Here is a 22,587-nt window from a genome sequence, read left to right as displayed (position 1 = left end):
GGTGCCCCTGCCGCGGACCCGCCGGGGTGCGTCTCGTACGCTCCCGGGCGGTTCCGTCCGCGGGCCGCCGGCTCAGGCGCGGTACGCGACCCGCAGCGGCAGGCGCTTGAGGCCCAGCACGAAGTTGAACCGGGTGTGCCACTCCAGCTCCGTGGAGGCCAGCTCGATCCTCCCGTAGCGCCGCAGCAGCTCGGTGATGGTCAGGCAGACCTCGGTCCGGCCGAGCATCGCGGCGATGCAGTAGTGCGGCCCGGAGCCGAAGGCGAGCGACTTCACGCCCTCGCGGCGCAGGTCCAGGCGGTCCGGGTCGGGGAACCTCGCCGGGTCGCGGTGGGCGGCGCCGAGGATCGCCAGGACGACGTCGCCGGCCGGGATGCGCTGCCCGGAGACGACGAGGTCGTCGGTCAGGTGCCGCAGGATGACCTGCACCGTGGAGTTGTAGCGGGCCAGCTCCTCGAAGCAGTCGCCCATCATCCCCGGGTTCGCCCGCAGCAGTTCCAGCTGGTCGGGGTTGGTCAGCAGGGCGTGCAGGCTGTTGCCGATGACGTTGATCGTGGTCTCGTGCCCGGCGTTGAACAGCAGCAGCACCTGGGCGATCACGTCCTCGTCGCTGAGCCCCTCGCCGTCCTCGTCCTTCGCCATCAGCATGGTCAGGACGTCGTCCCGGGGCTCGGCCCGGCGCAGCTCCATCTGGTGCCGGATGTAGGCGCTGAACTCCGGCTCGGCCTGGTTCATCGCGTCCCGCATCTGCGGGGTGATCAGCGGGTCGATGATGTTGGCGATCGCGTTCGTCCACTTGAGGCACTTGTCCGCGTCCTCGATCGGAATGCCCAGCAGACCGCAGATCACCGCGACCGGGACGGGGGCGGCGAGCTGCTCGATCAGGTCGACCTCGCCCTCGCCCATGTCGTCGATCAGCCGGTTGACGATGCGCAGGATCTCCGGCTCCAGGCGCTGCACGGCGCGCGGCGTCACCGCCCGGGCGATGATGCGGCGCAGCTTGCGGTGCTCCTCGCCGTGCTTCACCAGCATCCAGCGGCTCAGACTGCGCATCGCCGGGCTGTCGGGACCGCCGCGCTGCTCCGCGAACGCCGGATCCGTGGTGACGCTGGAGGACGCCTGCGGGGAGCGCAGGAACGCGTCCACGTCGTCGTACCGGCTGAGCGTCCAGAATCCGTACGGCGAATGGTGAATGGGTTCCGTCTCGCGCAGCCGCCGATAGTAGGCGTATCTGTTCCTATGGAGCTGCGGATCGTTGAGGTCGAAGAGAACCCTGGTCCTTTGCCGCTCCACCATGACCCGGCCAATCATCGCGAGGAAATTTTTCCCCCAGGCTCCGGCGGACGGTGATGAGGGGTCAACCCCTATCCTTCCCGACGGCGTGCTGGTTAAGGGGGAATCCTTGAGGCTAGGGGTGGTTGACGGCACCGGGCCACGATTAGCCTGCGTCGGGCGGGACCGGTGAATTGGGCGGCTGGTGCACGCGGCGGCGGCGAAAGTCCAGGAATTCCCGTAACGGGCCGGCCGGTCGTCTCCGTCTATTCGTCGCGCCATCCGTGGAAGAGGGTTTCACCAGATGGTTGATAAGGATACGCTTCGCGATTATCTGAAGCGGGTCACCGCCGATCTCCACCGGACCAGGCAACGCCTGGCCGATTTCGAGGCGGCGGACGCCGAACCGCTGGCGATCATCGGGATGAGTTGCCGGTTCCCCGGCGGCGTCCGTTCACCGGAGGACCTCTGGCGGCTGGTCGCCGACGGCGCCGACGCCATCGGCCCCTTCCCGGAGGACCGCGGCTGGGCCCTCGACCACCTCTTCGACGACGACCCGGACCGGGCCGCGACCAGCTACGTGCGCGAGGGCGGCTTCGTCACCGGGGCCACCGAGTTCGACCCCGGGTTCTTCGACATCTCGCCGCGCGAGGCGCTGGCGATGGACCCGCAGCAGCGGCTGCTGCTCCAGGCGTGCTGGGAGGCCGTCGAGCGCGCCCGCCTCGACCCCACCTCGCTGCGCGGCAGCGACACCGGCGTCTTCATCGGCGCCGGCGACCAGAAGTACACCGCGCTGGTCGCCGGGGCGCCGCACGAGGGCGGCGAGGGCTACCTGCTCACCGGCGGCGCCAGCGCCGTCATCTCGGGCCGGGTCTCCTACGCGATGGGCCTGGAGGGCCCCGCGATCACCGTGGACACCGCCTGCTCCTCCTCGCTGGTCGCGCTCCACCTGGCCGCCCGTTCGGTGCGCCAGGGCGAGTGCTCGCTGGCACTGGTCGGCGGCGTCACCGTCATGGCCACCCCGGGCGTGTTCACCGAGTTCAGCAAGCAGCGCGGGCTGGCCGGGGACGGCCGGTGCAAGTCCTTCGCCGCCGCGGCCGACGGCACCGGCTGGTCCGAGGGCGTCGGCGTGCTCCTGGTGGAGCGGCTCTCCGACGCGCGCCGGCTCGGGCACCCGGTGCTCGCCGTGGTGCGCGGCTCGGCGGCCAACCAGGACGGCGCCTCCAACGGGCTCACCGCCCCCAACGGGCCGTCCCAGCAGCGGGTCGTCATGCAGGCCCTGGCCAGCGCCAAGCTGTCCACCGGGGACGTCGACCTGGTCGAGGCGCACGGCACCGGCACCGAGCTGGGCGACCCGATCGAGGCCCAGGCCCTGCTGGCCACCTACGGCCAGGGCCGGGCGCAGGACCGTCCGCTGTGGCTCGGCTCGGTCAAGTCCAACATCGGGCACGCCCAGGCCGCGGCCGGCGTGGCCAGCGTGATCAAGGCCGTGATGGCGCTGCGGCACGGCGTGCTGCCGGCCACCCTGCACGTGGACGGACCGACCCCGCACGTGGACTGGTCGGCCGGCGCGGTGGAACTGCTCACCGAGTCCCGGCCCTGGCCGCGCGGCGCCGAGCCGCGCCGTGCGGGCGTCTCCTCGTTCGGCATCAGCGGCACCAACGCCCACATCATCCTGGAGGAGGCCGACGAGCCCGCGGCGGCGGAGGCCGTGGCAGGCCAGGCCGGCGGGGAACTCCCCTTCGTCCTCGGCGCCAAGAGCGAGGCCGCGCTGCGCGGCCAGGCCGCGCGGCTGCGCGCCCTGCTGACGGCCGACCCGGCGGTGCACCCGGCGGACCTCGGCCGCTCGCTGGCCGTCACCCGCGCCGCGCTGAGCCACCGCGCGGTGGTCGTCGCGGCCGACCGCGCCGGCCTGCTGGCCGGCCTGGCCGCCCTGGAGGACGGCACCGAGAGCGGCCGGGTGGTGCGCGGCGCCGCCGCCCGCAGGAGCGGCAAGCTGGCCTTCCTGTTCACCGGCCAGGGCGCCCAGCGCGCCCGGATGGGCGCCGAACTGGCCGCCGCCCAGCCCGTGTTCGCCGAGGCCCTGGCCGAGGTGTGCGAGCGGCTGGACCCGCACTTCGACCCGCCGCTGCGCGCCGTGCTCGACGCCGAGCCCGGCAGCGACACCGCCGCGCTGCTCGACCGGACCGCCTACACCCAGGCCGCGCTGTTCGCCGTCGAGGTGGCGCTGTACCGCCTGGCGACCGCCTTCGGCCCGGCCCCCGACTTCCTGCTCGGCCACTCGGTCGGCGAGGTCGCCGCCGCCCACGTCGCGGGCGCGCTCCCGCTGGACGACGCCTGCACCCTGGTCGCCGCGCGCGGCCGGCTGATGCAGGCGATGCCCGAGGGCGGCGCGATGCTCGCCGTCGGCGCGGACGAGGCGCGGGTCCGCGAGGACCTGGCCGCGGTGGCCGACCGGGTCGCCGTCGCCGCCGTCAACGGGCCGGCCTCGACCGTCGTCTCCGGCGACCGCGAAGCGGTCCTGGCGCTCGCCGCCACCTGGCGCGAACGCGGCCTGCGCACCCGCGAGCTGCGGGTCTCGCACGCCTTCCACTCGCCGCACATGGACGGCATGCTGGCGGAGTTCCGCGAGGTCGTCGCGGGGCTCGCGTTCCGGCCGCCGGTGATCCCGGTGGTCTCCAACCTCACCGGCGCCCCCGTCGGCGCCGAGCAGCTGGCCGACCCGGACCACTGGGTCCGGCAGGTCCGCGAGACCGTCCGGTTCGCCGACGGGGTCCGGCACCTGGACGCGCAGGGCGTCACCCGCTACCTCGAACTCGGGCCCGACGGCGTGCTCACCGCCATGGCCCGGGAGAGCCTCGCCCACCGCGAGGACACCGTCTTCCTGGCCCCGCTGCTGCGCCGCGACCGGCCCGAGCCGCTGAGCGTCGCCACCGCGCTGGCCGGCCTGCACGTGCACGGCGGCGCCGTCGACTGGGCCGCCGTCTTCGGTGACGGACGCCTGCTGGACCTGCCGACCTACGCCTTCGAGACCGCGCCGTACTGGCCCAACACCGCCTCCTGGCGCGGCGACGTCACCGCGGCGGGCCTGAGTGCCATCGGCCACCCGATGATCGGCGCCGGGATCTCGCTCGCCGGCGGGGACGAACTGCTGTTCACCGCACGGCTGTCCGCCGACGCCCACCCGTGGCTGGCCGACCACCGGGTGCACGGCCGGGTCGTCGTTCCCGGCACCGCCTTCGTCGAACTCGCCGTCCACGCGGGCGACCAGGTCGGCTGCGGGGACCTCGACGAACTGGTCCTGGAGGCCCCGCTGGCGCTGCCCGACCGCGGCGCGGTCCAGGTCCAGGTGGCGGTCGGCGCCGCCGGCCCGGACGGCCGCCGCACCGTCACGGTGCACGCCCGGCCCGAGGAGCGGGCCGACGACAACTGGCCGGAGCGGCCCTGGACCCGGCACGCGACCGGCGTGCTGGCCCCCACCGCCGACGGCGCGGCGGCCGAGCCGGCCCCGCAGCAGTGGCCCCCCGCCGACGCCGCCCCGGCCGACGTGGAAGCCGTGTACGAGCTGCTGGAGACGGCCGGACTGGCGTACGGCCCGGCCTTCCGCGGCCTGGCCGCCGCCTGGCGCCACGGTGACGCGATCCTGCTGGAGGCCCGGACCGGAGACCCCGAGGAGGCCCGCCGCTACGGCCTGCACCCGGCGCTGCTGGACGCCGTCCTGCACGCGCTCGCGGTCCGTTCGACGGCCGACGGGGGAGCCGGCCCCGCCGCACTCACCGCCGGACTGCCGTTCTCCTGGACCGGGGTCGCCCTGCGCGCCTCCGGCGCCCCCGGCGTCCGGGCCCGGATCACCCCGCTGGGTGAGGACGCGCTCTCCCTGGTGGCCTGGGACGGTGACGGCCGGCCGGTCGTCACCGTCGAGCGCCTCGTGCTGCGCGCGGCCGCCCCCGCCGGTCCGTCCGCCGACCCGGCCGGGCTGTACCGGGTGGACTGGCGGCGCCCGGCCGACGGCGGCACCGAGGTCGCCGTGCCCGCGGACCTCGCGCTGCTGGACGCCGAGGACGCCCTGGCCGCGGCCGTCGACGAGGACGGCCACGTGCCCGGAATCGTGGTGCTGCCCTGCCCGGCCGGCTCGGCGCAGGAGGCCGTCGCCCGGGTGCTGACGGTGCTCCAGGACTGGCTGGCCGACGACCGCTTCACGCCCGCCCGCCTGGTGGTGCTCACCCGCGACGCGGTCGCCGCCGCCCCCGGCGACCCGGTCGCCGACCCGGCCGGGGCCGCCGCCTGGGGCCTGGTGCGCACCGCGCAGACCGAGCACCCCGACCGCTTCGTCCTGCTGGACGCCCCCGCCGGGGTGCCGGTGCCGACCGAGGTGCTGACCGCCGCCGTCGCCTGCGGCGAACCCCAACTGGCCCTGCGCGACGGCGAGCTCGCCGCCGCCCGACTCGTCCGCGCGGCCGTGCCCGCCGGCCTGCCGGCCCCGGCCGGAGCCGGGGCCTGGCGGCTGGACACCCGCGACCCGGGCACCCTGGAGGCCCTCGAACTGCTGCCGGTCGACCCGGCCGCCCCGCTGGCCCCCGGCGCGGTGCGGCTCGGCGTGCGCGCGGCGGGCCTGAACTTCCGCGACGTGCTGGGCGCGCTCGGCATGTACCCGGGCGAGGTCGTGCTCGGCGGCGAGGCCGCCGGCGTGGTGCTGGAGGTCGGACCGGACGTCGAGGGCCTGCGCCCGGGCGACCGGGTGTTCGGCCTCTGCCCGGCAGCGTTCGGCCCCGTCGCCGTCACCGACCACCGGCTGCTCGCGCCGATGCCCGCGCACTGGTCTTTCGCCGAGGCCGCGGCCGTCCCGATCGCCTACGCCACCGCCTACTACGGCCTGGTGGACCTGGCCGGCCTGCGGGCCGGCGAGTCGGTGCTGATCCACGCCGCCGCGGGCGGCGTCGGCACCGCCGCCGTCCAGGTCGCCCGGCACCTGGGCGCCGAGGTCTACGGCACCGCCAGCCCGGCCAAGTGGGAGGCGGTGCGCGCCCTGGGCGTCGCCGCCGACCGGATCGCCTCCTCCCGGGACACCGGCTTCGCCCGGCGCTTCGCCGAGGCCACCGACGGCCGCGGCATGGACGTGGTGCTGGACGCCCTGGCCGGCGAGTTCGTCGACGCCTCGCTCGACCTGCTGCCGCGCGGCGGCCGCTTCATCGAGATGGGCAAGACCGACGTCCGTGACCCCGGCGAGGTCGCCGCCCGCCACCCCGGCGTGCGCTACCAGGCCTTCGACCTGATCGAGGCCGGCCCCGAGCGGATCGGCGAGATCCTCGCCACCCTGCTGGAGCTGTTCCGCGCCGGCGAGCTGCGGCTGCCGCCGCTGCGCGCCTGGGACGTGCGCACCGCCCCCGAGGCGTTCCGCCACATCGGTCAGGCCCGCCAGATCGGCAAGGTCGTCCTCACCCTGCCGCGCGCCTTCGACCCGGACGGCACCGTCCTGGTCACCGGCGGCACCGGCGGCCTCGGCCGGGTCCTCGCCGAGCACCTGGCGTCCGCCCACGGCGTCCGCCACCTCACCCTGCTCAGCCGTACCGGGCCCGCCGCCGAGGGCGCCGCCGCGCTCACCGAGGCGCTGGCCGAACGGGGCGCGCAGGTCGAACTGATCGCCTGCGACGCCGCCGACCGGGACGCGCTCGCCGCGGTGCTGGCCGGGCTCACCCGCCCGCTGACCGGGGTGTTCCACCTGGCCGGCGTGGTGGACGACGCCGTGGTCACCGGGCTGACCCCGCAGCGCGCCGCCGCCGTCCTGCGCGCCAAGGCGGACGCCGCCGCGCACCTGGACGAGCTGACCCGGCACGCCGACCTGGCGGCCTTCGTGCTGTACTCCTCCGCCGCCGGCACCCTGGGCAGCGCCGGGCAGGCCGGCTACGCCGCCGCCAACGCCTACCTCGACGCCCTCGCCCACCGCCGCCGCGCCGCCGGGCTGCCCGCGCTGTCGCTGGCCTGGGGGGCGTGGCAGGACACCGCCGGCATGACCAGCCGGCTGACCGGGGCCGAGCGCGAGCGCATCGCCCGCTCCGCCTTCCCGCCGCTCTCCGTCGAGCGCGGCCTCGCGGCCCTGGACGCGGCGCTCGCCCTGCCCCACCCGGCGCTGGTCGCCACCGGGCTGGACCAGGCGGCCCTGGCCGCCGGCGCGGGGTCGCTGCCGCCGCTGCTGCGCGAACTCGTCCGCGGCGGCACCCGGCGCGTCTCCGGCGCCGACCCGGCCGCCGCCGGTTCGACCCTCGGCCGCCGGCTGGCCGGACTCGGCGCGGAGGACCGGCTCCGGCTGCTGCTGGAGCAGGTGCGCGGCCAGGCCGCCGCCGTGCTCGGCTTCGCCGGGCCCGAACCGGTCGACCCGAACCGGGCGTTCAAGGAGCTCGGGGTCGACTCGCTGACCGCGGTCGAGCTGCGCAACCGGCTCTCCGCCGACACCGGGCTGCGGCTGCCGGCCACCCTGGTCTTCGACCACCCGACCCCGGCGCTGCTCGCCGAGGAGCTCGGTCGCGAACTGCTCGGCGCGTCCGAGCCCGAGCCCGCGTCCGGGACCGCCACCGCCGGCCCGGCCGACGACCCGCTGGCGATCATCGGCATGAGCTGCCGACTGCCCGGCGGCGCCGACACCCCCGAGGGGCTGTGGCGGATCGTCAGCCAGGGCGTGGACGCCATGACCCCGGTGCCCACCGACCGCGGCTGGGACCTCGGAGCCTTCCCGGAGGGCTTCGCGGACGGCCTCGACGGCGGCTTCGTCGACGGCCTGGCCGATTTCGACCCGGCCTTCTTCGGCATCAGCCCGCGCGAGGCCCTGGCGATGGACCCGCAGCAGCGGCTGCTGCTGGAGACGGCCTGGGAGGCGATCGAGAGCGCCGGGATCGACCCGACCACGCTGCACGGCAGCCCCACCGGCGTCTTCGTCGGCAACGCCACCACCGGCTACAGCGTCGGCGCCACCGAGGTGCCCGAGGGCATCGGCCCGCACCTGATGCTCGGCACCGCCGCCTCCGTCACCTCCGGCCGGGTCGCGTACACCCTCGGCCTGGAGGGGCCGGCGCTGTCCATCGACACCGCCTGCTCCTCCTCGCTGGTGGCGCTGCACACGGCGGGCGAGGCGCTCGGGCGCGGCGACTGCTCGCTCGCCCTGGTCGGCGGCGTGACCCTGATGGTCGTGCCGACCATGTTCGTCGAGGGCACCCAGGGCGGCGCGGTCTCCACCGACGGCCGCTGCAAGGCCTTCGCCGCCGCCGCCGACGGCACCGGCTGGGGCGAGGGCGCCGGCATGCTGCTGGTCGAGCGGCTCTCCGACGCCCGCCGCAACGGCCACCGGGTGCTGGCCCTGGTCCGCGGCACCGCCGTCAACCACGACGGCGCCAGCAACGGGCTGACCGCCCCCAGCGGCCGGGCCCAGCAGAAGGTCATCCGGCAGGCGCTGAGCGCCGCCCGGCTCGCCCCCGGCGACGTCGACGCCATCGAGGCGCACGGCACCGGCACCGAGCTGGGCGACCCGATCGAGGCACGGGCGCTCCAGGCCGTCTACGGCCGGGACCGGGAGGCCGACCGCCCGGTGTGGCTCGGCTCGGTCAAGTCCAACATCGGGCACACCCAGTCCGCGGGCGGCGTCGCCGCCGTGATCAAGATGGTCCAGGCGATGCGGCACGACCTGCTGCCCGCCACCCTGCACGTGGACGAGCCGACCCCGCACGTGGACTGGTCGGCGGGCGCGCTGCGCCTGCTCACCGAACCGGTGCCGTGGCCGCGGGGCGGTCGCACCCGCCGGGCGGGCGTCTCCTCGTTCGGCATGAGCGGCACCAACGTCCACGTGATCCTGGAGGAGGCGCCGGAGCGGGCCGAGGCCCCGGCGCGGCCGGCCGCCCCGTCCCTGGACGGCGCCCCCACCCCCTGGCTGCTGTCCGCCCGCGGCGAGGCCGCGCTGCGCGCGCAGGCCGCGCGGCTGCGTGAACACCTCTCCACCCGGCCGGAACTGACGGACGGTCAGATCGCCGGAGCGCTGTCGTCCGGCCGCTCCGCCTTCGACCACCGCGCGGTGCTCCTCGCCGACGACCGGGAGTCCTTCACCGAGCTGCTGACGGCGCTCGCCGAGGACCGGACGGCCGAGGGCCTGGTGCGCGGCGTCGCCGCCGCCGGGGGCCGCACCGTGTTCGTCTTCCCCGGCCAGGGCACCCAGTGGGCCGGCATGGCCGCCGGTCTGCTGGAGGCCTCCGAGGTCTTCCGCGACTCCGTCCGGGCCTGTGACGCCGCCCTGGCCCAGTACGCCGACTGGTCGGTGGAGGACGTGCTGCGCGGCGCCGAGGACGCCCCGCCGATCGAGCGGATGGACGTCGTCCAGCCCGTGCTGTTCACCATGATGGTGTCGCTGGCCGCGCTCTGGCGCTCGCACGGCATCACCCCCGCCGCCGTGGTGGGGCACTCCCAGGGGGAGATCGCGGCGGCCCACGTCGCGGGCGCGCTCACGCTGTCCGACGCGATGCGGATCGTCGCGCTGCGCAGCCGGCTGCTCCTGGCGCTCGCCGGGCAGGGCGCCATGGCGTCGGTCTCGCTGCCCGAGGACGAGGTGGCCGCCCGGATCGAGGCCTGGCCGGGCGAACTGCACATCGCCGCCGTCAACGGCCCGCGCTCGATCGTGGTCGCCGGAGACCCGGGGACGGTCGACGGGTTCGTCGAGGCGCTGGCCGCCGAGGACGTGCGGGTGCGCAAGGTCCGGGTCAACGGCGCCGGCCACTCGCCGCAGGTCGAGCCGCTGCGCGAGGCCGTGCTGGAGGCGCTGGCCGGCATCGAGCCGCGGCCCGCCCGGACGGCCTTCTACTCCACCGTGACCGGCGGCGCGCTCGACACCACCGAACTGGGCACCGCCTACTGGTACCGCAACATGCGCGAGCCCGTCCGGTTCGCCCACGCCGTCCGCTCCCTGCTGGAGGACGGCTACCGCACCTTCGTCGAGTCCAGCCCGCACCCGGTGCTGGGCCCCGGCGTGCAGGAGGCCGCCGAGGAACTCCCCGGCACCGGCGAGGTGACCGTGGTCGGCACCCTGCGCCGCGACGAGGGCGGCCCGGCCCGGTTCCTGCGCTCGCTCGCCGAGGCACACGTCCACGGCGCCCGCCCGGACTGGTCCACGGTCCTCGGCGGCGCCGCGGCCACCGCCGTCGAGCTGCCCACCTACGCGTTCCAGCGGCAGCGCTACTGGCTCGACCTGCCGACGGCGCACGGCGCCGCGGCCGGCGACGCCCTGCGCGACCCGGCCGAGGAGCGGTTCTGGGCGGCGGTCTCCGAGGCCGACCCGGCCGGGCTGGCCGAGGCGCTCGGCGTGGACGACCCGGACGCCCGCGCCGCGCTGGCCGCCGCCGCGCCCGCGCTGCCGGTGCTCTCCTCCTGGCGGGCACGCCGCCGGGACGGCTCCACCATCGACAACTGGCGCTACCGGGTGCGCTGGCGGCGCATCGCCCGCACCGAGGGCGCCGAACTCTCCGGCACCTGGCTGCTGGTCGTCCCGGGCGGCGAGGACGACGGGACCGCCGCGTTCTGCGCGCGGGCGCTCGGCGAGCACGGGGCCCGCGTGGTGACCGTCTCGCCCGCCGCCGACGACCCGTCCGGCGACGGCCTCGGCGAGCGGATCGCCGAGGCGGTGGCCGAGGGGCCGGCCGGCGTGCTCTCCCTGCTGGCCCTGGACGAGGAGACCCACCCGGACCACCCGGTGCTCTCCCGCGGGCTGGCCCGCACCCTCGCCCTGGTCCGGGCCGTGGAGGCGGCCGGCGGCACGGCACCGCTCTGGATCGCCACCCGGGGCGCGGTCTCGGTCGGGGCCGCCGACCCGCTGACCCGCCCGGAGCAGGCCGGCGCCTGGGGCCTCGGCCTGACCGCCGGACTGGAACTCACCGGCCGTCGGATCGGCCTGCTCGACCTGCCCGCCGACCCGGACGACCGCGCCCTCGCCCGGGTGGCCGCCGTGCTCCACGGCGCCGCCGGCGAGGACCAGGTGGCCCTGCGGGCCGCCGGCGTCTTCGGCCGCCGGATGGTCCGGGCCCCGCGCGAGGACGCCGCGGGCACGGACGGCTGGCAGCCCCGCGGCACCGTCCTGGTCACCGGCGGGACGGGCGCCGTCGGCGGCCACGTGGCCCGCTGGCTGGCCCGGGCCGGCGCCGAACGGCTGGTGCTGGCCGGCCGGCGCGGACCGGCCGCCCCCGGCGCCGCGGAGCTGGCCGCGGAGCTGACCGCGCTCGGCGCCGAGGTCCGGATCGAGGCCGTGGACGTCACCGACCGCTCCGCCGTCGCCGCCCTGCTGGCGCGGCTGCCGGAGCTCACCGCCGTCGTGCACGCGGCCGGCGTCGCCCAGAGCACGCCCGTGCTGCACACCGACGTCGCGGAACTGGCCGCCACCCTGGAGGCCAAGGTCGCCGGCGCCGTCCACCTGCACGAACTCGCCGGGGACGACCTGGAGGCCTTCGTCCTGTTCTCCTCCGGCGCGGCCGTCTGGGGCGGCAGCGGCCAGGCCGCCTACGCGGCCGCCAACGCCCGCCTGGACGCGCTCGCCCAGTACCGGCGCTCGCTCGGGCTGCGCGCCACCTCGGTCGCCTGGGGCGGCTGGGCCGGCGGCGGCATGGCCACCGACGAGGCGATGGCCGTCCTCGGCCGGCGGGGCCTGGCCCTGATGGACCCGCAGCTCGCGGTCACCGCGCTCGGCCAGGCGCTCGCCGCCGACGAGACCCTGCTGACCGTCGCCGACATCGACTGGGCCGCCTTCGCCCCGGCCTACAGCGCCGCCCGCGAGCGGCCGCTGATCGACGAGATCCCCGAGGCCCGGGAGGCGCTCGCCGACTCCGGGCCGCAGACCACGGCGCCGGCGGGCGAGGGCGAGTTCGCCCAGCGGCTGGCCGCCCTCCCCGCGGGCGAGCGCGGCCGGGTCGTCCTCGACCTGGTCCGCACCCACACCGCCGCCGTGCTCGGCTACCCCGGACCCGGGGACGTCGAGCCCGCCCGGGCGTTCCGCGAGGTCGGCCTGGACTCGATCATGGCGGTCGAGGTCCGCAACCGGCTGCGCACCGCCACCGGGCTGCGGCTGCCCGCCACCATGGTCTTCGACCACCCGACGCCGGCCGCCGTCGCCGACCACCTGGCCACCCTGCTGCTCGGCGCCCCGGCCACCGCGGCCCCCGCGCCGGAGCACGGCGCGGCGCCCGCCGACGACGACCCGATCGCCATCGTCGGCATCGGCTGCCGCTTCCCCGGCGGCGTCCGCTCCCCGGAGGACCTGTGGGAGCTGGTGCTGGCCGGCCAGGACGCCGTCACCCCGTTCCCCACCGACCGTGGCTGGGACCTGGACGCGCTCTACCACCCCGACCCGGACCGCCCCGGCACCACCTACGTCCGCGAGGGCGGCTTCCTGGAGGGCGCCGGCCACTTCGACGCCGAGTTCTTCGGCATCAGCCCGCGCGAGGCGATCACCCTGGACCCCCAGCAGCGGGTGCTGCTGGAGGCGGCCTGGGAGGCGCTGGAGCGGGCCCGGATCAACCCGGCGACGATGGCCGGCGCCAAGGCCGGCGTCTACGTCGGCACCTCCTTCCAGGGCTACGGCGTGGACGCGCAGGACGGCATCGCCGCCTCCGAGGGCTTCTTCCTGGCCGGGACGGGCACCGCCGCGGTGTCCGGGCGGCTCGCGTACACGCTCGGCCTGGAGGGCCCGGCGGTCACCGTCGACACCGCCTGCTCCTCCTCGCTGGTGGCGCTGCACCTCGCCTGGCAGGCGGTGCGCAACGGCGAGTGCACGCTGGCCCTGGCCGGCGGCGTCACCGTGCTGCCCACCCCGGTCTCCTTCACCGAGTTCAGCCGCCAGCGCGGACTGGCGCCGGACGGCCGCTGCAAGGCGTTCGCCGCCTCCGCCGACGGCACCAACTGGGGCGAGGGCGTCGGCGTGGTGGTCCTGGAGCGCCTCTCGGAGGCGCGCCGCAACGGCCACCCCGTGCTCGCCCTGTACACCGGCTCGGCGACCAACCAGGACGGCGCCTCCAACGGCCTGACCGCGCCCAACGGGCCGTCCCAGCAGCGGGTCATCCGCCAGGCGCTGGCCAGCGCCGGGGTGCGGCCGAGCGACATCGACCTGGTCGAGGCGCACGGCACCGGCACCTCGCTCGGCGACCCGATCGAGGCCCAGGCCGTGATCGCGACGTACGGTCAGGACCGCCCCGAGGACCGGCCGGTCGGGCTCGGCTCGCTGAAGTCCAACATCGGGCACACCCAGTCCGTCTCCGGCGTCGCCGGTGTGATCAAGACCGTGATGGCGCTGCGCGCCGGCGTCCTGCCGCCGACCCTGTTCGCCGAGGAGCCGACCCCGCACGTCGACTGGAGCGCGGGCCGGGTCGAGCTGCTGACCGAGGCCCGCCCCTGGCCGAGCACCGAGGGCCCGCGCCGGGCCGGCGTCTCCTCCTTCGGCGGGACCGGCACGAACGCCCACGCCGTCCTGGAGCAGGCCCCGGAGCCCGAGGAGGAGCCGCGCGCGGAACGCGCGGCCGGCACGCTGCCCTTCGTGCTCTCCGCCCGCGGCCCGCAGGCCCTGCGCGAGCAGGCCGAACGGCTGCTGGCGCACCTGGACGCCGAGCCCGCGGCGGACCTCGGCGACCTCGCCTACTCGCTGGCGACCACCCGCACCCCGTTCGCCGAGCGGGCCGTGGTGCTCGCCGCCGACCGGGCCGAGCTGCGCGGCGGCCTCGCCGGGCTGGCCGCGGGGCAGACCCCCGAAGGCACCCCGACCGGCTCGGCCGTGAACGGCCGCACCGTGTTCGTGTTCGCCGGCCAGGGCGCCCAGTGGGCCGGCATGGCCGCCGGGCTGATGGACTCCTCGGAGGTCTTCGCCGAGCACATCGCCGCCTGCGACGAGGCGCTCGCCCCGTACACCGACTGGTCGTTGGTGGACGTGGTGCGCGGCGTCGAGGGCGCGGCCGCGCTGGACCGGGTCGACGTGGTGCAGCCGGCCCTGTGGGCGATGATGGTCTCGCTCGCCGCGGTGTGGCGCTCCTGGGGCGTCGAACCGGACGCGGTGATCGGCCACTCGCAGGGCGAGATCGCGGCCGCCTGCGTGATCGGCGCGCTGTCGCTGGAGGACGCCGCCCGGGTGGTGGCCGTGCGCAGCCGGGCGATCACCGCGCTGTCCGGCAAGGGCGGCATGGTCTCGGTCGCGCTCCCCGCCGCGAAGGCCGGGGAACGGATCGCCCCGTGGGCGGGGCGGATCTCCGTCGCCGCCGTCAACGGGCCCTCCTCCGTGGTGGTCTCGGGCGAGACCGGGGCCCTGGAGGAGTTCTTCGCCGGCTGCGAGGCGGACGGGGTCCGGGTCCGCCGGATCGCGGTCGACTACGCCTCGCACTCGGCCCAGGTCGAGGCCGTCGAGGAGCGGCTGGTCGCGGAACTCGCCGGGATCACCCCGCGTTCCTCCGCGGTCTCCTTCTACTCCACCGCGCTCGGCCGCTGGACGGACTCCGCCGAGCTGGACGCCGGGTACTGGTACCGCAACCTGCGCAACACGGTCGGCTTCGAGCAGGCCGTGCGCGCCGTCGCGGCCGAGGGCTACCGGCACTTCGTCGAGGCCAGCCCGCACCCGATGCACACCGTCGGCATCCAGGAGACCCTGGACGACCTGGACGAGGCCGTCACCGGCGGCGGCGCCGTGGTCGGCTCGCTGCGGCGCGACCAGGGCGGCCTGGACCGGCTGTGGACCTCCGCCGCCGAGGCGCACGTGCGCGGCCTCGCCGTGGACTGGGCGCGGCTGCTCGGCGGCCTCGGCGCCCGCACCGTCGACCTGCCCACCTACGCCTTCCAGAGCAGGCGCTACTGGCTCGGCGGCTCCGGGGCCGGCTCCGGCGCGGCCGAGGCCGCCACGGCCGGGCTCGGCGCCACCGGGCACCCGCTGCTCGGCGCCGCCGCCGACCTCGCCGGGCTGGACGCCGTCCTGATGACCGGCCGGCTCTCCCGCCGCTCCCAGCCCTGGCTGGCCGACCACGCCGTGCTCGGCACCGTCCTGCTGCCCGGTACGGCCTTCGTCGAGATCGCGGTGCAGGCCGGCGCGCAGGTCGGCTGCGGCCACGTCGAGGAGCTCACCCTGGAGACCCCGCTGCTCCTGCCGGAGCACGGCGCGGTACGCCTGCAGGCCGTCGTCCAGGCCCCGGACGCCGCGGGACGCCGGATGCTGAGCGTCTACTCCCGGCCGGACGACGGCACGGCCGCCGCCGGCACCGACGGCTGGACCCGGCACGCCACCGCGACCCTGGCCCCGGAGCAGCCCGCCCCGGCGTTCGACCTCGCCCAGTGGCCGCCGCGGGACGCCGAGCCGATCGACCTCGGCGGCTTCTACCAGGAGCTGGAGGCGCGCGGCTACGCGTACGGCCCGACCTTCCAGGGCCTGCGCGCCGCCTGGCGCCGGGACGAGCAGATCTTCGCCGAGGTGTCCCTGCCGGAGCCGGGCCCGGACGCCGAGCGCTTCGGCGTCCACCCGGCGCTGCTGGACGCGGCGCTGCACGGCATCGGCATGCTGCGGGCGCTGCGCGAGTCCGAGCGCGGCGAACGGGCCCGGGCCGAGCTGCCGTTCGCCTGGCGCGGGGTCGGCTGCCACCAGCGGGGCGTCACCTCGCTGCGGGTCCGGCTGGCCTTCGCCGAGGCGGACGGGATCACCCTCCAGGCCGCGGACGACACCGGGCTCGCCGTCGCCTCGGTCGAGGCGCTGGTCTCCCGGCCGGTGCCGGACGGCCTCGGCACCGCCCCGGCCCCCGGACAGTCGCTGTTCCAGGTCGAGTGGACCGGGGCCGCCCCGGCCGGGGACACCCGGCCCGGCCGCCTGCTGCTGGCCGGTGACGACCCGTCCGGGCTCGCCGAGCGGCTCACCGCCGCCGGCGCCCCGCCCGAGCGCCACCGGGACCTCGCCGCGGTGGCGGCGGCGCTCACCGGCACCGACGAGCCCGCGACCGTGCTGGTCCCGCTCGCCGGCGCCACCGGCGGTGACCCGGCCGAGGCGGTCCGCACCGTCACCCACACGGCGCTGGCGCTGGCCCAGCAGTGGCTCGCCGACGACCGCTTCGGCTCCTCCCGCCTGGTGCTGGTCACCCGGGGCGCCGTCGCGGCCGACCCGGCCGAGGCCCCCGCCGACCTGCCCGCGGCGGCGGCCTGGGGCCTGCTGAAGTCCGCCCAGTCCGAGCACCCCGGCCGGTTCGTGCTGCTCGACGAGGACGGCCACGAGGACACCGCCCCCGCCCTGCTCGCCGCGCTGGGCACCGACGAGCCCCAGGCCGCGCTGCGGTCCGGCGCCGTGCGGGTGCCGAGGCTGGCCCGACTGGCCGTACCGGCCCGGACGGACACCCCGGTGTTCGACCCGGACGGCACCGTGCTGATCACCGGCGGCACCGGCACCCTGGGCCAGGCGCTGGCCCGGCACCTGGTGACCGAGCACGGCGTCCGGCACCTGGTGCTGGCCGGCCGGCGCGGACCGCAGGCCCCCGGCGCCGCCGAACTGGTCGCCGAACTGGCCGACCTGGGCGCCGAGGCCGAGATCGCGGCCTGCGACGTGGGCGACCGCACGGCGGCGGCCGCGCTGCTGGCCGGCATCCCGGCCGACGCCCCGCTGCGCACCGTCGTGCACGCGGTCGGCGAACTGGACGACGGCGTGCTCGTCGGGCTCGACCCGGCGCGCGTCGACCGGGTCCTGCACGCCAAGGTCGGCGGTGCGCTGCACCTGGCCGAGCTGACCCGCGGCACCGGACTGTCCGGCTTCCACTTCTTCTCCTCGGCGGCCGGCACCTTCGGCGGCGCGGGCCAGGCCAACTACGCCGCGGCCAACGCCTTCCTGGACGCCTTCGCCCAGGCCCGCCGGGCGGAGGGGCTCGACACGGTCTCCTTCGCGTGGGGCCCGTGGGCGCAGCCGACCGGGATGACCGGGAACCTGACCGAACTGGACGTCAACCGGGTGCGCCGGCTCGGCATGACGCCGGTGTCCACCGCGGAGGGCCTGGCGCTGTTCGACGCGGGTCTGGCCGCCGGCACCGCCGTGGTCGTGCCGATCAACCTGGACACCGCCGCGCTGCGGACCCAGGGGCTGCTGCCCCCGCTGCTGCGCGGTCTGATCCCCGCGGCGCCGACGGCGTCCGGGGCGGGCGGTCGGACCGGGGCCGCGGCCCGCGACGCGCACCTGCCCGAGCGGCTGGCCGGCCTCTCCGACCGGGAGCGGCTGGAGGCGCTGCTCGACCTGGTGCGCACCCAGGCCGCCACGGTGCTGGGCCACGACTCGGCGGGTTCGGTCGGTGCCGAGCGGGGCTTCCTGAAGGTCGGCATGGACTCGCTCACCGGCGTCGAGCTGCGCAACCGGCTGGCCCTGGCCACCGGGCTGCGGCTGCCGGCGACGCTGATCTTCGACTACCCCACGCCGCTGGACCTGGCGCGTCACCTCCGGGACGAGCTCGCCCCGGCGCCGACCGCCCCGGCCGCGAGCGCCCTGGACGAGCTGGCCAGGTTCGAGGAAGTCCTGAAGAACGTCGGCACCGACGGCTCCGAGCGGGCCGAGGTCGGCCGACGGCTACGCGAACTGGCCGCCCGATTCGGCGAGTTCGGCACCACAGACAGTGCGGCGAGCCTGGAGACGGCGACCGCGGAGGAGCTGTTCCAGATCCTCGACCAGTCGCAGTGAGATCCGGGGGAGACGACATGAGCGTGACCAGGGAAGAAGAGCTGCTCCGGTACCTGCGCCAGGCCACGGCCGCGTTGCAGGAGGCCCGCCAGGAGCTGCGCGAGGTGCACGAGAAGGCCCGGGAGCCGATCGCGATCGTCGGGATGGCCTGCCGGCTGCCCGGCGGGATCGCCACCCCGGAGGAGCTGTGGCGGCTGGTCGCCACCGGCGGCGAGGGCCAGTCGGGACTGCCCACCGACCGCGGCTGGAACCTCGCGGCCCTGGGCGGCGACGGTACGCGGCAGGCCGGCTTCGTGCACGAGGCGGGCTGGTTCGACCCGGCGTTCTTCGGGATCTCGCCGCGCGAGGCGCTGGCGATGGACCCGCAGCAGCGGCTGTTCCTCGAAGCCTCCTGGGAGGCCTTCGAGTACGCCGGACTGGACCCGGAGCGGCTGCGCGGCAGCCGGACCGGGGTGTTCGCCGGGATGATGTACCACGACTACCTCCCCGGCGGGGGCGAGGGCGCCGAGGCCTACCTCGGCACCGCCACCGCGGGCAGCGTGGTCTCCGGCCGGGTGGCCTACGCCCTCGGCCTGGAGGGCCCCGCGGTCACCGTGGACACCGCCTGCTCCTCCTCGCTGGTCGCCCTGCACCTGGCCGTGCAGGCCCTCCGGGGCGGGGAGTGCGACCTGGCGCTGGCCGGCGGGGTGACCGTGATGGCCGCGCCCGAGGTGTTCGGCTCGCTGGGCGGCGGGCAGGGCGTGGCCGCGGACGGCCGCTGCAAGTCCTTCGCCGCCGCCGCCGACGGGATGGGCTGGGCCGAGGGCGCCGGTGTGCTGCTGGTGGAGCGGCTCTCCGACGCCCGGCGGCTCGGCCACGAGGTGCTCGCGGTGGTGCGGGGCAGCGCGGTCAACCAGGACGGCGCCTCCAGCGGGCTGACGGCCCCCAACGGGCCGTCCCAGCAGCGGGTGATCCGGGAGGCCCTGGCCGCCGCCGGACTCTCGCCCGCCGAGGTGGACGCGGTGGAGGCGCACGGCACCGGCACCCGCCTCGGCGACCCGATCGAGGCCCAGGCGCTGCTCGCCACGTACGGCCAGGGGCGGCCCGAAGGCCGTCCGCTGCTGCTCGGCTCGGTGAAGTCCAACCTCGGCCACACCCAGGCCGCGGCCGGGGTGGCGGGCGTGATCAAGATGGTGCTGGCGATGCGGCACGGCGTGCTGCCGGCCACCCTGCACGTGGACGAGCCGACGCCGCTGGTGGACTGGTCGGCGGGCGCGGTGGAGCTGCTGACCGAGGCCCGGCCGTGGCCGGAGGCGGACCGGGCGCGCCGGGCGGCGATCTCCTCCTTCGGGGTGAGCGGCACCAACGCCCACGTGGTCATCGAGCAGGGCGAGGCCCTCGCGGCCCCCGAACCGGCGAGCGCCCCGGCCCTCGTGCCCTGGCCGCTCTCGGCCCGGACGGCCGACGGCCTGCGGGCCCAGGCGCGCCGGCTGCGGGCCTTCGTGGCCGCCACGCCGGAGGCCGGACCGGTGGACGTCGGGCGCGGGCTGCTCGCCCGTACCGTCATGGAGCACCGCGCGGTCCTGCTCGGCGGCGACCGCGAGGCGTTCACCGCCGCGCTCGACGCGCTGGCCGCGGGCGACCCGGCCGGCGAGGGGCGGACGGCGTTCCTGTTCACAGGGCAGGGCGCGCAGCGGGTCGGGATGGGCCGGGGGCTGTACGAGGCCTTCCCGGTGTTCGCGGCGGCCTTCGACGCGGTCTGCGCGGAGCTGGACGGGAGGCTCGGGCGGTCGGTGCGCGAGGTCGTCCTCGACGGCGTCGAGGATCTGGACCGTACGGTGTGGGCGCAGGCCGGGCTGTTCGCGGTCGAGTTGGCCTCGTTCCGGTTGCTGGAGTCCTGGGGTGTGACGCCCGACTTCCTGCTCGGGCATTCGATCGGTGAGGTGGCGGCGGCGCACTGCGCCGGGGTGTTCTCGCTGGCGGACGCGTGCGCCCTGGTGGCGGCGCGGGGCCGGCTGATGGAGGCGCTGCCCGAGGGCGGCGCGATGCTCGCCGTGCAGGCCGCCGAGGCCGAGGTGCGGGCGGAGATCGGCGACCGCCTGGACGTGGCGGCCGTCAACGGGCCGCGTTCGGTGGTGGTTTCCGGCCCCGTCGAGGTGGTCGAGGAGTTCGCGATCGAGTGGGCCTCCCAGGGCCGCAAGACCCGTCGGCTGACCGTCTCGCACGCCTTCCACTCGGCGCTGATGGAGCCGATGCTCGCCGAATTCGCTGCCGTGCTGGCGGAGTTGACCTTCGCCGAGCCGCAGATCCCGGTCGTCTCCAACCTGACCGGCGGGATCGCCGAGCCGGGCCTGCTCACCACCCCCGACTACTGGCTGCGCCACGTCCGGGAGGCCGTCCGCTTCGCCGACGGCGTCGACACCCTGGGCGGCCAGGACGTGACCCGCTTCGCCGAGCTCGGCCCCGACGGCGTGCTGTCCGCCCTGGCCCGACAGGCCGACGCCAAGGGCACGTTCGCGCCGCTGCTGCGCCGCGAGCGGGACGAGACGGAGAGCGCCCTGGCCGCGCTCGGCACGCTCTGGACCGCCGGGACGGCCGTGGACTGGCCGGCCGTCTACGCCGACTGGGGCGGGCACCGGGCGCTGCTGCCCCGGTACGCCTTCGACCGGCAGCACTACTGGGCGCAGCCGCCCGTCGCGCGTCACCCCGCCCGGCCGGAGGAGCGATCCGACGCCTGGCGCTACCGGATCACCTGGAAGCCGGTGCCCACCGCGGCCGTTCCGCCGCTGCTGACCGGCAGCTGGCTGGCGGTGCTGCCCGCCGGGGCGGCGGAGTCCGGGGCACCGGGGTCCGACCTGGCCGAGGCCTGCCTGTCCGCCGTGGAGCGGGCGGGCGCCCGGGTGGTGCGGACCACGACCGAGCGGCTGGCGGACGACCTCGCCCGGATCGCGGACCCGACCGGGGTGCTGGCCTTCCCCGGCACGGCCCCGGACGCCGATCCCGTCGCCGACGCCCTGGACCTGATCGACGCGCTCACCGCCCTGGACCTGCGGGTGCCGCTCTGGTGGGTCACCTCCGGCGCGGTGACCGTGCGCGAGGAGGAGACCGTCCGGCCCGGACACGCCCGGATCTGGGGCCTGGGCCGGGTGGTCGGCCTGGAGCTGCCCGGCCTGTGGGGCGGGCTGGTGGACGTCTGCGGTCCGGCGGGGCCGGTGCTCGGTGACCGGATGGCCGAGGTGCTGTCCGGAACCGAGGACCAGGTCGCCGTCCGGGCCACCGGGACCTTCGCCCGTCGGCTGGTCCCGGCGGGAACCGGGCCGGTGACGGCCGATCCCGCCCCCGCCACCGGAACCGTCCTGGTCACCGGCGGTACCGGAGCGCTGGGCGCCGCCGTGGCGCGCCGGCTGGCCGGGCAGGGCGTCCCCCACCTGGTGCTGGTCTCCCGCCGGGGCCGGACGGCGCCGGGGGCGGCGGAGCTGGTCGCGGAACTGGAGGCGCTGGGCGCCCGGGTGACCGTCGCCGCCTGCGACACGGCGGACCGGGAAGGGATGGCCGGGGTGCTGGCCGCCGTCCCGGCGGAGTTCCCGCTGAGCGGCGTGGTGCACGCGGCCGGCGTCGGCGACCCGACGCCGTTCGGCAGCACCGCGCGCGCCGGGTTCGCGGCGATCGTGGACGGCAAGGCCGAAGGCGCGGTCTGCCTGGACGAGCTGCTGGGGGACACCCCCCTCGACTACTTCGTGCTCTTCTCCTCCGTCGCCGGCGTCTGGGGCAGCGGCGGGCAGTCCGCGTACGCGGTGGCGAACGCCGCGCTGGACGCCCTCGCCGTCGACCGCCGGGCCCGCGGGCTGGCGGCCACCTCCGTGGCCTGGGGCCCGTGGGCGGGCGAGGGCATGGCCGGCGGCGCCGACGCCGAGGAGTTCCTGCGCCGCCGCGGCCTGCGGGCGATGGCCCCGGACCTCGCCCTGGAGGCGATGGACACGGCGATCCGGACCGGCGACGTCTGCGTGACCGTCGCGGACGTGGACTGGCAGGCCTTCGTGCCCGGCTTCACCGCGTACCACCCGCAGCCGCTGATCGAGGACGTCCCCGAGGTGCGGCAGGTCCTCGCCGGGGGCGCCGCCGGCGGCCCGCAGGACGGCACCGCGCTGCGCGAGCGCCTCGCCGGGCTGTCCGGAGAGGACGGCCTCGCCCTGCTGCTGGAGACCGTGCAGCAGCAGGCCGCGCTGGTCCTCGGCCACAGCGCGGCCGGGTCGGTCGTCGCCGACCGGGCCTTCCGCGACCTGGGGTTCGACTCGCTGACCGCGGTCGAACTGCGCGACCGGCTGACCGCGGCCACCGGGCTGGCCCTGCCCGCCACCCTGATCTTCGACCACCCCACCCCGAGGGCGCTGGCCGAGCAGATCACGGCCGAACTGCTCGGCGACGACGCCCTCGACGCCGACGAGGCGGAGCAGGCGCGCCGCGCCCTGCTCACCGTCCCGGTGTCCCGGCTGCGCGAGTCCGGACTGCTGGAGCCGCTGCTGCGGCTCGCCTCGCAGGAGTCCGCGCCCGCCGCCGAGGACGCCGCACCCGTGACCGCCATCGAGTCGATCGACGAGATGGACGGCGAAAGCCTGCTGAGGCTGGCCCTCGGCGAACGTGATTCCTGACCG

3 protein-coding genes are annotated in these 22,587 nt (G+C 76.9%); 2 read left to right on the top strand and 1 reads right to left on the bottom strand.

Annotated elements, in window-relative coordinates:
• Nucleotides 1-72: 72 nt before the first annotated feature.
• On the bottom strand, nt 73-1,296 hold the full coding sequence (locus ACFWJ4_RS17805; protein WP_380544911.1) for a cytochrome P450: 1,224 nt from the start codon (nt 1,294-1,296) through the stop codon (nt 73-75).
• Between the two features lie 280 nt (nt 1,297-1,576).
• Between ACFWJ4_RS17805 and ACFWJ4_RS17800 the strand changes: the two genes are divergently transcribed.
• On the top strand, nt 1,577-17,956 hold the full coding sequence (locus tag ACFWJ4_RS17800; protein ID WP_380544908.1) for a type I polyketide synthase: 16,380 nt from the start codon (nt 1,577-1,579) through the stop codon (nt 17,954-17,956).
• A gap of 23 nt (nt 17,957-17,979) precedes the next feature.
• Nucleotides 17,980-22,584 (top strand): SDR family NAD(P)-dependent oxidoreductase, encoded by a 4,605-nt coding sequence (locus ACFWJ4_RS17795; RefSeq protein ID WP_380544916.1) that lies wholly within the window; start codon nt 17,980-17,982, stop codon nt 22,582-22,584.
• Nucleotides 22,585-22,587: the final 3 nt, after the last annotated feature.

The organism is Kitasatospora sp. NPDC127067, assembly GCF_042724755.1.
In the GTDB taxonomy this organism is placed as follows: domain Bacteria; phylum Actinomycetota; class Actinomycetes; order Streptomycetales; family Streptomycetaceae; genus Kitasatospora; species Kitasatospora lactacystinica.
Note: the sequence above shows the minus strand (reverse complement) of the source record. Positions and strands in the feature narration are given on the sequence as shown.

Coding starts and splice junctions, on each gene's coding strand:
- ACFWJ4_RS17805 (WP_380544911.1), bottom strand. CDS start 1,296: ATGGTGGAGCGGCAAAGGACCAGGGTTCTCTTCGACCTCAACGATCCG.
- ACFWJ4_RS17800 (WP_380544908.1), top strand. CDS start 1,577: ATGGTTGATAAGGATACGCTTCGCGATTATCTGAAGCGGGTCACCGCC.